Raw genomic sequence first — 12950 nt, forward strand, 5'->3', positions numbered from 1 at the left:
ATGACGCGCATCGCGCAACTTTACGACCGGCGCGGCTGGCTTTATCTGGCATGGTTTGCCGCCGTGGTGTTGATCGTGGTTCCTGCGCTGCGTTTGCTCGTGCCAGCAGGCAGTCTTTTTCATCTATCCGATTACTACCTCTTGCTGGTCGGCAAGATCATGTGCTACGCGATCGTCGCTTTGGCGCTCGGTCTCATCTGGGGCTACGCCGGCATTCTCTCGCTAGGACATGGTTTGTATTTCGCCCTCGGCGGCTACGCGATGGGCATGTATCTGATGCGCGAGATCGGCGCCGAGGGACAGTATCGCAGCCATCTGCCGGACTTCATGGTTTTTCTTGATTGGCAGGAATTTCCCTGGTACTGGGCCGGCAGCGAGTACTTTTTTGTGGCGCTGTTGAAGATTCTGCTCGTCCCCAGCCTGCTTGCTTATGTTTTCGGCTGGTTCGCCTTTCGCTCGCGCATCAAAGGGGTTTACTTTTCGATCATCACGCAGGCGCTGACCTACGCTTTGATGCTGTTATTTTTTCGCAACAACACCGGCTTCGGCGGCAACAACGGCTTCACCGATTTTAAACGGGTGCTCGGTTTTTCGTTAGCGCATCCCGGCACGCGTGTGGCGATTTTCGCCATCACCGGCGGGTGTTTGATTCTGACTCTCATTGTCTGCCGCTTCATCGTCGCGTCGAAATTCGGCCGTGTGCTGACGGCGATCCGCGACGCCGAGTCGCGCGCGATGTTTTCCGGCTACAATACCCGCGATTATAAATTATTCGCCTGGACGGTGTCGGCGCTCCTGTGCGGCGTCGCCGGTGCGCTCTACGTGCCGCAAGTGGGCATCATCAATCCGAGCGAGATGTCGCCGGCCAATTCGATCGAGATCGCTATCTGGGTCGCGGTGGGCGGGCGCGGTACATTGGTCGGACCTTTAGTGGGAGCCGGGCTGGTCAACGCCGCCAAAAGCTATTTGACTATTGCCTGGCCCAACATCTGGCTTTACTTTCTCGGCGCCTTGTTCGTTATCGTGACGTTGTTCTTGCCGCAAGGAGTGATGGTCTTGCGGCGCGGTGGTGCCAAGTGACGACGGCGGTTTCCGACCTCGACGGCATCGGCATTTCCGGGGAAAGCCATGTAGTCGAACGCGACCGCATCGATGTCTCGCATGGCGTTGTCCTCTACATCGACGGCGTGAGTGTGAGCTTCGACGGCTTCAAGGCGCTGAACGAGCTTTCATTTTCTATCGACGCCGGCGAGCTGCGCTGCGTCATCGGTCCCAACGGCGCCGGCAAGACCACTATGATGGACGTTATCACCGGTAAGACAAAAGCCGACTCGGGCAGCGTCTATCTGGGCCAGACCATCGACCTTAGCCGGCGCAGCGAGTACGAAATCGCCCGGCTTGGTATTGGCCGCAAATTCCAAAAGCCCTCCGTCTTCGAGCAGCAGACGGTTTTTGAAAATCTCGAATTGGCGATGAACGGTCCTAAAGGCGTGTGGAAGACCCTGTTTCACCGGCGCAGCTTAGAAGAAGAAGATCGCATTGATGAGATGCTCAAGCGGGTGCATTTGAAAGAGCGCATGGCCGAGCCTGCCGGCCGCTTGTCGCATGGCCAAAAGCAATGGCTGGAGGTCGGCATGCTGCTGATGCAAGAGCCGCAAATCTTGTTGCTCGACGAGCCGGCGGCCGGCATGAGCGATGAGGAGACCGAACGGACCGCGGAGCTATTTCTCTCACTGGAGGGTAAACATTCACTGGTGGTCGTCGAGCACGACATGGCGTTCGTGGCGTCGCTGGCGCGCAAGGTCACAGTGCTGCACGAAGGGAGCGTCTTGATGGAAGGAACCATGGAAGCGGTGCAAAACGACGAGCGGGTAATCGAGGTTTATCTGGGACGCTGATGCTGCGCATCGAAAAGCTCCATCACTACTACGGCGGCAGCCACACGCTCAACGATGTCTCCTTGGAAGTCGCGGCGGGTACTTGCACCGCTGTGCTCGGCCGCAACGGCGTCGGCAAGAGCACGCTGCTAAAAGCAATCATGGGCGTCGAACGGGTACGTTCTGGGACGATCAACTTCGACGGCCGAAATATTACGAACGCTTCATCCTACTCCCGCGCGCGCTTGGGTCTCGGCTACGTGCCGCAGGGGCGGGAAATTTTTCCGCGGCTGACGGTGGAAGAGAATCTGTTGACCGGTCTGGCGGGGCAGAAAAGCCGATCCATCGATGCGGATATCTACGAGATGTTTCCCGTGCTTAAAGAGATGGCCAAACGGCGCGGCGGCGATCTCTCCGGCGGCCAACAACAACAATTGGCGATCGGCCGGGCGCTGTTGACGAAGCCGAAGCTCTTGATTCTCGACGAGCCGACGGAAGGCATTCAGCCGAGTGTCATCAGCCAGATCCAAAAAGTCTTGCATCGCGTCAAAAGCGGCCAGCGTGAGTCTCCGGAAATTGCGGCGGTCAAGAGCGCGGTGCGCCGCATCAAGAGCGAGGGAAGGATTGCGATCCTTCTGGTCGAGCAGTATTTCGACTTCGCGCGTGAGATTTGCGATGCGTACTGTGTGCTCGATCGCGGCGCTGTGGTCCATGCCGGCGGCCGCGACGATCTTTCTGGCGACGCCGTGCGTAAGATGTTAGCGGTGTAACCTCCGATGTCTCAGGCCGCCGCTTCCAGGGCGCCAGCTTGGCAGGCGCAATTGGCGCTGGAGTTCGCCAAGCGCGGCCGGCGCACCGTGCTTGCGCGGCGCGCGCATGATGGGCCGCTGGTCGTGCAAAAGCCGCTTTATCCCGAAGGCGATGCCGTGTGTCACACGATCATTGTTCACCCGCCGGGAGGGATCGCTGGCGGCGACCGACTCGACCTCGGCGCGACCGTGCAGCCAGGCTCCTCCGTCCTGCTGACCACTCCAGGTGCAACCAAATGGTATCGTAGCGCCGGTCCCACGGCTACGCAGAATATCCAATTTACCCTCGGTCCGGATACCACGCTGGAATGGCTGCCGCAGGAGACCATCGTTTTTGACGCCGCGCTGGCGGAGCAGAAAACCGAGGTGCGGCTCGGTGCCGAATCTTGCTACATCGGCTGGGAAATCCTCTGTTTGGGCCGAAGCGGCGCGGGGGAGCGCTTCACGAACGGAAAGTGGCTCGCGCGCACGTTGATCGATCGTGGCGGAAAGCCGCTGCTGCTTGAGCGGGCTTGTTTAGAAGGCGGCGGCGCTGGACTGCGCTCGCCAGCGCTGTTGGCCGACCAACCGGTGGTTGGAACTTTGATCGCGGCGGCGCCGCAATTGAGCGTGGCACTGCTCGGCCTCTGTCGGCAAGCTGCACCAGTCGGGGGTGACGGCGCGGTGACGTTGTTGCCGGGTGTGCTCGTTGCGCGCTATCTCGGTGATTCGAGCGAAGCAGCGAAAAAATATTTCTTCGAGCTGTGGCGGATATTGCGGCCGGCGTTGTTAAGACGCGAGGGGATCGAGCCAAGAATTTGGCGGACTTAGTTGGAAGATCGAGGGTTGAGTATGGAGGATGGAGGGGGAAGGCGCAATCCTCTATCTTCGATCCTCTATCCTCGATTCGCACTTTGCAGGAGCCACAAATGGAACTAACGCCACGCGAAAAAGATAAACTACTAATTTTCACCGCTGCTTTGCTCGCCGAGCGGCGCAAGGCGCGCGGTCTCAAGTTAAATTATCCGGAAGCCGTCGCATTTATTAGCGCGGCGATCATGGAAGGGGCGCGCGACGGCCGGAGCGTTTCGGAGCTGATGGGTTGGGGCGCGACATTGTTGACACGTGACGATGTCATGGAAGGTGTGCCGGAAATGATCTCGGAGATTCAAGTTGAAGCAACGTTTCCGGATGGCACGAAATTGGTGACGGTGCATAATCCGATAGTCTAGGAACAAGCTGTAGGGGCGACCGGCGGTCGCCCTTGCCCTCACGTGAGGAGATGTGATGATCCCCGGGGAAATCCAAGTTGTCGACGGTGAGCTTGAAATCAACCTCGGTCGCAAGACCGTGACACTAGCCGTGACCAACAGTGGAGATCGGCCGATTCAGGTGGGTTCGCACTATCATTTCTTCGAGACTAACGAGGCGTTGAAGTTCGCGCGCGCGAAGACGCGCGGCTTTCGTTTGAATATCGCCGCGGGCACCGCGGTTCGTTTTGAACCGGGACAGACCCGCACCGTGGAGCTGGTCGCCGTTGCCGGCGCGAGAAAGATTTATGGCTTCAATGGCAAAGTCATGGGAGCGGTGAAATGAAGATCGGCCGCCACGCCTATGCGGAGATGTTTGGGCCGACGGTGGGCGACCGGGTGCGGCTCGCCGACACCGAACTGTGGGTCGAGGTCGAAAAAGACTTGACGGTCTACGGCGACGAGGTGAAATTCGGCGGCGGCAAAGTCATTCGCGACGGCATGGGGCAGAGCCAACTGCCGGCGGCGAAGGTCGCCGACACGGTGATCACCAATGCACTGATCGTCGATCACTGGGGCATTGTCAAAGCCGACATCGGTATTAAGAACGGCCGCATTTGGAAGATCGGCAAGGCCGGCAACCCCGATATTCAACCAGGCGTGACGATTGCCATCGGCGCAGCGACCGAAATCATTGCCGGCGAAGGGAAGATCGTCACCGCCGGCGGCATCGATTCGCATATTCATTTCATCTGTCCACAGCAGATTGACGAAGCGTTGATGTCGGGGGTGACGACGATGCTCGGTGGCGGTACGGGTCCGGCCACTGGGACTTTCGCGACGACTTGCACGCCGGGTCCATGGCACATTTACTCAATGCTCGCAGCCGCCGAAGCGTTTCCGATGAACCTCGGTTTCTTCGGCAAGGGCAACGCGAGCTTGCCGGCGCCGTTGATCGAACAAATCAACGCCGGCGCTATCGGTTTGAAGTTGCACGAAGACTGGGGCACGACGCCAGCGGCCATCGATAATTGTTTGTCAGTAGCGGACAAGCTCGATGTGCAGGTGGCGATTCACACCGACACGTTGAACGAATCGGGCTTCGTCGAAGCGACGATCAAAGCGTTCAAAGGGCGGACGATTCACACGTTTCACACCGAAGGCGCCGGCGGCGGCCATGCGCCGGATATCATCAAAGTCTGCGGCGAAGCCAACGTGCTGCCGTCGTCGACCAATCCGACCCGGCCCTACACCGTGAATACCATCGCCGAGCATCTCGACATGCTGATGGTTTGCCATCATCTGGATTCAAGCATCGCCGAAGATATGGCGTTCGCCGAATCGCGCATTCGCAAAGAGACGATCGCGGCGGAGGATATCCTACACGACCTCGGAGCGTTCTCGATGATGTCGTCCGACTCGCAGGCCATGGGGCGCGTGGGCGAGGTTGTCATTCGCACCTGGCAGACGGCGCACAAGATGAAAGTTCAGCGCGGTTCTCTCCGCGGCGATCCAGCGTGCCACGACAACGGTCGGGTGAAACGCTACATCGCCAAGTACACCATCAATCCGGCGATTACTCACGGTATCGCAGACGTTGTCGGTTCCATCGCTGAAGGCAAATTGGCCGATCTCGTGCTCTGGAAACCGGCCTTCTTCGGCGTCAAGCCGGATTTGATTGTCAAAGGCGGCATGATCGCCGCCGCGGCGATGGGTGACGCCAATGCGTCGATCCCGACGCCGCAGCCGGTGCACTACCGGCCGATGTTCGGCAGCTTCGGCAAAGCTTTGAATACGTCGGCGACGTTTATTTCGAAAGCGGCGTTGAAAAATCCGGCGCTGCAAAAACTCAAATTATCGCGCCCGTTGGTCGCCGTGAAAAGCACCCGCAAGCTAAGAAAGAAAGATATGGTGCACAACAACTGGCAGCCAAAGATCGAGGTCGACTCAGAAACTTATCAGGTGCGCGCCGAAGGCGAGTTGCTGGTCTGCGAGCCGGCCAACGTGTTGCCGCTGGCGCAGCGCTACTTTCTTTTCTGATGGTAGAAATTATCAAACGCATCGAACGCCGTGCCGACCTGCGCATCGACGCGCAGTTGCCGCTGACCTATGAGTCACGGCAAAAACGCTGGCTCGATGCCAGTCTGTCCGACGGCGAGAACGTTCACGTTCGTTTGCCGCGCGGTGAGTCGCTGCGCGGCGGCGAACTGCTCGTTGCAACCGATGGCCGTGTGGTCGAAGTGGTTGCCGCTGCCGAGATCGTCGTGCAAGCATCCTTTGCGACGCCGGAAGAATTGACTCGCGCCGCGTATCACCTTGGCAATCGTCACGCACCCACCCAGGTCTGCGCGGGCTTTTTGCGCATCCACCGAAACCACGTCCTGGAAGCGATGCTGAAAAGTCTGGGCGCCAATCTGATCTGCACAGAAGCGGTGTTCGAACCCGAGGCGGGCGCCTATTCCAGCCGTCATTCGCACGGCAGCGACGGTGCCGCGAAAATTCACGAGTACGGCAACGGCGACATGGCGCATGCGAAGTCATGAACGGTCACGCGGATATTCGCCTCCTGCGTCTATTGCAGTTGGCCAGCCCGGCTTTGCCGGTGGGTGCCTACAGCTACTCGCAAGGGTTGGAGGCGGCGATTGCCGCGGGGATTGTCACCGATGCAGCGACGACAAAGCGCTGGATCGGCGATGTGTTGGAGTATTCCCTCGGGCGGCTTGAAGCGCCGCTGTTGTTGCGGCTGATCGCCGCGTGGCAAGCAAACGATTTCGCCGCAGTGAATCGTTGGAACGATTTGTTTCTTGCCGGGCGAGAAACTGCGGAGCTGCGCGCGGAAACAGTGCAGATGGGGTTCTCCTTGACGCGCCTGTTTGGTGAACTCGGGGATCTTGAGCCGCGCGCGCTGGGCCATCTCCGCAGCTTGGCGGAAACAGCTTTTCCCACCGGGTTTGGAATGGCAGTAGCCCACTGGCAAATCGCCGCGCAAGAAGCACTGGCGGCGTATCTCTGGGGCTGGCTGGAGAATCAGATTATGGCGGCGATCAAGACCGTGCCGTTGGGCCAAACCCAGGGGCAGCAGATTTTATTGGCGCTGAGTGATCATGTCGTGCGTGTCACAGAGACTGCGGCGCAATTGAGCGATGACGAGCTCGGCGGTTTCATGCCGCAATTGGCCATTCTATCGAGCCGGCACGAGACGCAGTACACAAGGTTGTTTCGCTCGTAAATTGGGCGACCAGCCGGTCGCCCTGACAAGGCCTAAGAACGTTTGTAGCGCTAAATTTTAGGGATCACCATGCAGCAAGATCAACCGCTGTGCGTTGGCATTGGCGGCCCGGTGGGCTCGGGCAAGACTGCGTTGACGCTCACCCTTTGTCGTGAGCTGCGCGAGCGCTATAATCTCGCCGTCGTCACCAACGATATCTACACGGAAGAAGACGCGCAGTTTCTCGTGCGCCATCAGGCGCTGGCGCCGGAGCGCATCATCGGCGTGGAGACCGGCGGCTGCCCGCACACAGCGATTCGCGAGGATGCGTCGATTAATTTAGAAGCCGTAGATCGGCTCACGCGCCGCTTTGCTGATCTTGATCTGATTCTAATTGAGTCGGGCGGCGATAATCTAGCCGCCATGTTCAGCCCGGAACTTGCCGATCTGACGATCTACGTCATCGACGTTGCCGCCGGCGACAAGATCCCGCGCAAGGGCGGCCCCGGGATTACCAAATCCGATTTACTCGTGATCAACAAAATCGACCTGGCGCCCCACGTCGGCGCCGATCTCGGCGTGATGGAACGGGATGCCAAAAAAATGCGCGGCGCGCGGCCGTTTTTATTTACCGATCTAAAGGCCGGCGCCGGCGTACCCGCAGTCGTCGATTGGGTAGGCGCTAGGATGGCGGAACAGCGCGGACCTTAGCTCCACTCGTCATTTCGCTTTAGTCGCTTTCCACGGCATCGCTTCCTTGGCACCGGCGGCAAGGGCTTTGCCTTCGATCGTGTTGCCCATGATCTTGCCGGTGAATTGATAGGGCGTCGAGCGCATGGTCAGCGTAAAACTGATTTCGTCGCCGTTTAGCTTGCTGTCCTCGATCTTGGGTTGCCCGGGACCGACAACGGCGCCGCTGATCATTTGATAATTCTGATTGAAAGCGAAAATGAGCGGGTCGACCTTTCCCGCCGGTTCGAACTGGACATTCCAACTACCTTGCACCATGGTCGGCACAACCCACAAGTAAAGATAAGCTTTATCGGTTCCGTTGGCCTCAATCTTTTCCGGCACGGTCAGCTCGACGATGCGGTCCGGGTACCAGTCGCCCATGTGATAGTCGTGGGCGACCACGCGGGTGCCGGGCTTGAGTTCGTTTTGCACTTTGGAGCGCAGCCTTTGCATGAACTCCGGCAAGACGTAGAGCATCAAGACGCTGGCCTTGCTGATGTCGGTCTTGAACATATCGCGCTCGACGAACTCGGCGCGATCTGCAACGCCTGCACTCTTGGCGTTGCTGTTGCTGAGCTCAACCAGTTTAGAATCGATGTCGACTCCCAACCCCCGCGCTTTGGCGGTCTTTGCCGCGGTGATGATAATGCGGCCGTCGCCAGAACCAAGGTCGATCACGTAGTCCGTCGCTTTGACTTCGCCAAGCTTGATCATCTCATCGACCACTTTCTGAGGCGTTGGCACGTAGGGGAGTTTGACAAGTTCCTGCGCCGCCACCGGCACTACGCCAATGGAAAATAACGCGAATGACAGGCCAGCCAAAAAACCGTGCAAGGCCAACGCTCTAACTGATTTGCGCATAACGAAATCTCCTTATGAGGATTGGAGCGGCTATATTAGCACAGCTAGAGTTTCGTGCCACGGGGTGGGCGGTGTCTTGCTCGGTGGTCGGCAAAATGGCAAATGTTGATTGCACGGAATACCATCTGCCGGGGGAAAACCATGTTGATTGCGCGATTGCTCTTGTCGACGGCCTTGCTGATGGGGCTCAATGCAGTGGCGTCGCTGGCGACGGCCCAGGAGCTCAAGAGGGTTCGCTTCGGTTATCCGTCCCTCGGGTTTCGTCAGGGACATATTTGGGTGGCGAAGGAAGAAGGCCTCTTCAAGAAATATGGTCTGGACGTCGAGCCGATTTTTCTGCGTGGCGGGCAGCTGGCGATCCAAGCTCTGGCCGCCGGCGATCCGCCGCTGATGAGTATCGGCCAAGTCGTCCAGGCGTCGCTCGCGGGGCATGATTTGGTGCTGATCGGCGGCGTGGAAATTTACTACGACTCCACCGTGTTTGCGCGCCCGGAAATAACCCGGCTCGAACAGCTCAAGGGCAAACGTTTTGGCATCAGCGGCTACGGTGCGGCGACGCATTTTGCGGCGATTATTCTTGCCCAACATCTGAAAATCGACCCGGACAAAGATTGGCAGTTGATCCCCGGCGGCCCCGACGCGGAGCGCATCGCCGCCATGTCCGCCAACAAGATCGATGCGGGAGTTTTCAATTCATCGACGCTGCCGATCGCCAAGCGCATGGGCTTGGTGGAGTTGCTCAAGATTCCCGATCTGAAAGTCGAAGTGCAAGGCAACGGCATGGCGACGACGCGCGTCTTCATTAAAAGCAGCCGCGACGTGGTCAAATCGGCGCTCAAGGGCTACGTGGAGGGCATCCACTCGATCTACAGCAATAAATCCAGCGCGCTAAAGGTCTTCAGCAAATACATGCGCACCAACGACGCCGATGTGCTCGAAACATCGTACCAAGCCTACGTCAGCACCACGCCCAAACGGCCATACCCGACGTTGAAAGGACTGCAATTTCTTCTGGACCGCCTAGCGCCGACCATGCCGCAGGCCAAGAGCGCCAAGCCCGAGCAGTTTGTCGATATGAGTTTTTTGCAGGAGTTGGAGAAAGAAGGATTTTTCAACGAGATGGCCAAGCGCTACCCGTCGAAGTAGGAACTCGGAGAAGTTACTGAAAAGCTTCGCTGTCGCTGCAGGGTAGGTCGACGCCTTCGCCGAGATTGACCACATTGGGCAGCGCGATCTTTGTGAGTGATTTTTCAACCAAGCAGTGGCCGGCGAATTCGATCTTGCCCTGCGCGGCGCAGCTGCCGGTGCGCACCTTTCTGATTTTGCTATCTTGAAGGGTCAGGACAAAACCCTCTAGGTCGAAAGTCAGCTGCACGTCGAAGACAACCTTGCCCAAGGGTTGGCCGTCGTAGCGCACTTCAAGAAACGGATTGTAGTCGACCGTCATGGTATGTTTGCTCAACGGCACGAGATGGGTGTCGCGCGGATTGTGACGGTCGGCGATGGCATATTCCATCAGCTCGCGGTACTTGCCCCAGCCGGAAACGACCACCCAAGCGATGTCGACGTCTAAAAGATCTTTGGCGCGGGCCGCTACGCCGGACAGAACGATGGGCCAGTCTTCAGACGCGAGCGGCTTCGATGCCTGCGCTTTTAGGGTGGCGATGACCTGTGCGCCGGCAGCGCCAGCGAGGAGTTGTTGCCAGAATCTCTCGGTGGTGATGCCGAAGTAATTGTTGATCGAAGTCTCGAACATGGGGGCTCAGTAGGTATCTATCGACCAAATTCTGACAAAGCACAGTCGACACGACCTCTGAAAGTAGCCTTGCGCAAACGATAGACAGCGATAGCCAATAGTCAAAATTATTGCCCGGGTTTGTCCAAGCTTAGGCATGATTTTCCTCGGAAGTTGAAGCGTGATACGCCACTTCTGTCAAAGCCTATTTTTGCGCTCAATCGAGCTGACCGGGAAGTGAAAGCGCGAAAACATGATTTTTCTTGCGGCTGCCGCTGTGCGAAGGTGATCGGTGACATGACTACGGAAATGCAAACAAGAAAAAAATTGGCGCCCAAAGCCAAGCGCGAGCGGCGCTTTGCCGTGCGCCGCTCGTCCATTCATGGCCTCGGGGTGTTCGCGCTGACATGGATCGCCAAAGGCGTGCGCGTCATCGAGTACAAAGGCGAAAGGATTTCCCATGAAGCAGCCGATGAGCGCTACAGCGAGCTACACGCGAACTCGGCGCACACGATGCTTTTCACGGTCAATGATCAGACCGTCATCGACGCCACGCGCCGCGGCAACTCGGCGCGCTGGATCAATCACTCCTGCGCGCCCAACTGTGAAATCATCGATGAGAAGGATCGGATTTTTATCCACGCGCTGCGTGTCATCGGACCCGGCGAAGAGCTGACCTACGACTACAACTTGCAGATAGGCGAGCCGCACACCGAAAAGGCCCAACGCGAGCACGCCTGCTACTGCGGCGCTAAGAAGTGCCGCGGCACGATGTTGGGGGAGGAAGAAAATTAGGCGGATTGGGAATTAACCGCAAAATGCGCGAAAGGCGCAAAAAAGGGATTCGTGAATTGCTTCGCAAGACCCGCGATATCTATTGTCTTGTTGCTTCTATCCGCCGGGACGCTGTGTGCCCAATTCAGCGCTGAGCGTGACGCGACGCTGATTCGCGCCGCTGCCGCGGGCGACCTAACGACAGTGAACCGTCTGTTGAAAGAGGGGGCGAGCGCCAAAGCCAAGGACGACCGCGGCCGGACCGCACTCAATGCCGCGGTCTATGAAAACCGCATCGAGGTCGTGCGCCGCCTGCTCGCGGCGGACGCCGATGTGAACGAGGCCGATCTGGTGCCGAGGCGCCTTTGATGACCGCCTCGGTGCACGGATATGTGGAAATCGTCCGGTTGTTGCTGGCCGCGGGGGCGGACGTGCGCGCTACCAACCAATACGGCGGCAATGCCCTCATACCGGCTTGCCACTACGGTCATGTGGAAGTTGTGCGTGAGCTGCTGAAGACCAAGATCGACGTCAATCACGTCAACAATCTCGGTTGGACCGCGTTACTCGAAACCATCATTCTGAGCGACGGCGGCGCCAAGCATCAAGAAATCATGCGGCTGCTCCTCGCCCACAGCGCCAACGTAAACATCGCCGACCGCGAAGGCGTAACTCCGCTCGCGCACGCGCGCCGGCGCGGCTACAGCGAAATGGTCAAACTGCTAGAGCGCGCCGGCGCGAAGTGATGCAATGCGCGGCGGTCATTCGCTGGTAACAATCCTGTTCGACAGTGCGCCGATCTTCGACGACGACACCTCGACGACGTCGCCGACTTTGAGAAACAAATCCAACGGCCGTTTGCCGTCGGCGCCCCGGCGCGACTTGTCGGCGGCCGTGCCCGCGGAGGTGCCGCCGGCGATAACGTCGCCGGGGACGAAGGTGAAGTCCTGGGAGAGATACTCGATCACTTCGCCGAAGTCCCAGATCATTTCGCTGGTGCTGTAGCTCTGGCGCACCACACCGTTGACGCGGGTTTCGACATCGACTTCTTGTTGGCCGGTTTCGCCGACGACGATGCACGGTCCCATCGATGCCGCGCCGTCGAAATTTTTCTGCAAGTTGTAACTCACCGCGCGATCCGTGCCGCCGCCGTCACGGATCGACCAGTCGTGGAATAGGGTTACGCCCCAGACGTATTCGTTGATCTTACTTGCCGGAATGTTTTTGCCGCGCTTGCCGATGACAATGGCCACTTCACCTTCGTAATCGAAATAGGTCACGCGCTTGGGAAACGGTATCGTGCCGCCCGGTCCGGCAACTTCCGCCGGCACTTTCCAAAAGCCCCACTGGCCGGCTTTCTTCGCCTCCGTGGCAACTTCTTCGACGGTGATATCGGTTTTGCCCAGACGGTTGGCCCACATGCCGAGCAGATGCTTGGCGTAGTTGCCGCCAACGCAGGCGATGCGCCGCTCGGGCCAGGGCGCGTGCAGCTGCACGCTGCTCAACGGCTGGACTGGGCCGCCCGCGCTCGGTGTTGTCGCGCGCTGATGGGCGATTATCTTCTGGGTTTCGTCCAGCGCCGCCTTGCCGGCTTCGATGAAGTTTAGCAAGCGCGCGGGTATCTGTGCCGACGCTCGGTTGAGATCGATCACAGTGTCGCCCACCAACGCACCCACTCGTTTATCAGGTCCAAATACAACGATTTTCATTGACTGTCTCCGAAAA

Annotated in this window: 15 protein-coding genes and 1 pseudogene; 13 read left to right on the forward strand and 3 right to left on the reverse strand. The window is 58.6% G+C overall.

The window, feature by feature from the left end; translation table 11 throughout:
- The 10 genes from urtC to ureG all read left to right on the forward strand — a co-directional run bounded on the left by urtC (position 1) and on the right by ureG (position 7834).
- Positions 1–1080, forward strand: coding sequence for an urea ABC transporter permease subunit UrtC (gene urtC, locus FJ145_08925; GenBank protein MBM4261541.1), 1080 nt, complete (start codon positions 1–3; stop codon positions 1078–1080).
- A complete protein-coding gene (urtD, locus tag FJ145_08930) occupies positions 1077–1898 on the forward strand; it encodes an urea ABC transporter ATP-binding protein UrtD (protein MBM4261542.1) in 822 nt (273 codons plus the stop codon). Before urtC ends, urtD begins: the two co-directional genes overlap by 4 nt.
- Positions 1898–2647, forward strand: coding sequence for an ABC transporter ATP-binding protein (locus tag FJ145_08935; GenBank protein ID MBM4261543.1), 750 nt, complete (start codon positions 1898–1900; stop codon positions 2645–2647). The genes urtD and FJ145_08935 overlap by 1 nt, the downstream gene beginning before the upstream one ends.
- Positions 2648–2653: 6 nt before the next feature.
- Complete coding sequence (locus FJ145_08940) at positions 2654–3496, forward strand: urease accessory protein (protein MBM4261544.1); 843 nt, start codon at positions 2654–2656, stop codon at positions 3494–3496.
- A gap of 98 nt (positions 3497–3594) precedes the next feature.
- The gene (gene ureA / locus FJ145_08945) at positions 3595–3897 is read left to right on the forward strand and encodes an urease subunit gamma (protein MBM4261545.1); all 303 of its coding nucleotides are present in this window, start codon (positions 3595–3597) and stop codon (positions 3895–3897) included.
- Between the two features lie 55 nt (positions 3898–3952).
- The gene (locus FJ145_08950; protein ID MBM4261546.1) at positions 3953–4261 is read left to right on the forward strand and encodes an urease subunit beta; all 309 of its coding nucleotides are present in this window, start codon (positions 3953–3955) and stop codon (positions 4259–4261) included.
- Positions 4258–5955, forward strand: a complete 1698-nt coding sequence (ureC, locus tag FJ145_08955) for an urease subunit alpha (GenBank protein ID MBM4261547.1) — start codon at positions 4258–4260, stop codon at positions 5953–5955. The genes FJ145_08950 and ureC overlap by 4 nt, the downstream gene beginning before the upstream one ends.
- Positions 5955–6458, forward strand: a complete 504-nt coding sequence (gene ureE, locus FJ145_08960; protein MBM4261548.1) for an urease accessory protein UreE — start codon at positions 5955–5957, stop codon at positions 6456–6458. Before ureC ends, ureE begins: the two co-directional genes overlap by 1 nt.
- Complete coding sequence (locus tag FJ145_08965; protein ID MBM4261549.1) at positions 6455–7144, forward strand: urease accessory protein UreF; 690 nt, start codon at positions 6455–6457, stop codon at positions 7142–7144. Before ureE ends, FJ145_08965 begins: the two co-directional genes overlap by 4 nt.
- A 69-nt stretch (positions 7145–7213) precedes the next feature.
- Positions 7214–7834, forward strand: coding sequence for an urease accessory protein UreG (gene ureG, locus FJ145_08970; protein MBM4261550.1), 621 nt, complete (start codon positions 7214–7216; stop codon positions 7832–7834).
- A gap of 9 nt (positions 7835–7843) precedes the next feature.
- Here ureG and FJ145_08975 read toward each other — a convergent pair whose 3' ends face one another.
- Positions 7844–8716, reverse strand: a complete 873-nt coding sequence (locus tag FJ145_08975; protein ID MBM4261551.1) for a methyltransferase domain-containing protein — start codon at positions 8714–8716, stop codon at positions 7844–7846.
- A 102-nt stretch (positions 8717–8818) separates the two neighbouring features.
- On the opposite strand from FJ145_08975, the gene FJ145_08980 reads away from it, so the two are divergent.
- Complete coding sequence (locus FJ145_08980) at positions 8819–9862, forward strand: ABC transporter substrate-binding protein (GenBank protein ID MBM4261552.1); 1044 nt, start codon at positions 8819–8821, stop codon at positions 9860–9862.
- Between the two features lie 13 nt (positions 9863–9875).
- Here the strand turns inward: FJ145_08980 and FJ145_08985 are convergent, their stop codons facing one another.
- The gene (locus tag FJ145_08985; protein ID MBM4261553.1) at positions 9876–10472 is read right to left on the reverse strand and encodes a hypothetical protein; all 597 of its coding nucleotides are present in this window, start codon (positions 10470–10472) and stop codon (positions 9876–9878) included.
- Positions 10473–10739: 267 nt separating this feature from the next.
- Between FJ145_08985 and FJ145_08990 the strand changes: the two genes are divergently transcribed.
- Both FJ145_08990 and FJ145_08995 read left to right on the forward strand, forming a co-directional pair.
- Complete coding sequence (locus FJ145_08990) at positions 10740–11246, forward strand: SET domain-containing protein (protein MBM4261554.1); 507 nt, start codon at positions 10740–10742, stop codon at positions 11244–11246.
- A 51-nt stretch (positions 11247–11297) separates the two neighbouring features.
- Positions 11298–11971 (forward strand): annotated as a pseudogene (locus FJ145_08995) (ankyrin repeat domain-containing protein).
- A gap of 15 nt (positions 11972–11986) precedes the next feature.
- On the opposite strand, the gene FJ145_09000 reads toward FJ145_08995, so the two are convergent.
- Entirely contained in the window at positions 11987–12934 is a 948-nt protein-coding gene (locus FJ145_09000; protein MBM4261555.1) for a fumarylacetoacetate hydrolase family protein, read from the reverse strand.
- Between the last annotated feature and the right edge of the window lie 16 nt (positions 12935–12950).

The organism is Deltaproteobacteria bacterium, from assembly GCA_016874755.1.
Lineage (GTDB): Bacteria > Desulfobacterota > Binatia > UBA9968 > UBA9968 > DP-20.

What these genes read in the sequence shown, in the direction of transcription:
- FJ145_08975 (MBM4261551.1), bottom strand. Translation starts at nt 8,716, where the DNA reads ATGCGCAAATCAGTTAGAGCGTTGGCCTTGCACGGTTTTTTGGCTGGC.
- FJ145_08950 (MBM4261546.1), top strand. Translation starts at nt 3,953, where the DNA reads ATGATCCCCGGGGAAATCCAAGTTGTCGACGGTGAGCTTGAAATCAAC.
- ureC (MBM4261547.1), top strand. Translation starts at nt 4,258, where the DNA reads ATGAAGATCGGCCGCCACGCCTATGCGGAGATGTTTGGGCCGACGGTG.
- urtC (MBM4261541.1), top strand. Translation starts at nt 1, where the DNA reads ATGACGCGCATCGCGCAACTTTACGACCGGCGCGGCTGGCTTTATCTG.
- FJ145_09000 (MBM4261555.1), bottom strand. Translation starts at nt 12,934, where the DNA reads ATGAAAATCGTTGTATTTGGACCTGATAAACGAGTGGGTGCGTTGGTG.
- ureE (MBM4261548.1), top strand. Translation starts at nt 5,955, where the DNA reads ATGGTAGAAATTATCAAACGCATCGAACGCCGTGCCGACCTGCGCATC.
- FJ145_08985 (MBM4261553.1), bottom strand. Translation starts at nt 10,472, where the DNA reads ATGTTCGAGACTTCGATCAACAATTACTTCGGCATCACCACCGAGAGA.
- FJ145_08940 (MBM4261544.1), top strand. Translation starts at nt 2,654, where the DNA reads ATGTCTCAGGCCGCCGCTTCCAGGGCGCCAGCTTGGCAGGCGCAATTG.
- ureG (MBM4261550.1), top strand. Translation starts at nt 7,214, where the DNA reads ATGCAGCAAGATCAACCGCTGTGCGTTGGCATTGGCGGCCCGGTGGGC.
- FJ145_08935 (MBM4261543.1), top strand. Translation starts at nt 1,898, where the DNA reads ATGCTGCGCATCGAAAAGCTCCATCACTACTACGGCGGCAGCCACACG.
- FJ145_08965 (MBM4261549.1), top strand. Translation starts at nt 6,455, where the DNA reads ATGAACGGTCACGCGGATATTCGCCTCCTGCGTCTATTGCAGTTGGCC.
- ureA (MBM4261545.1), top strand. Translation starts at nt 3,595, where the DNA reads ATGGAACTAACGCCACGCGAAAAAGATAAACTACTAATTTTCACCGCT.
- FJ145_08980 (MBM4261552.1), top strand. Translation starts at nt 8,819, where the DNA reads ATGTTGATTGCACGGAATACCATCTGCCGGGGGAAAACCATGTTGATT.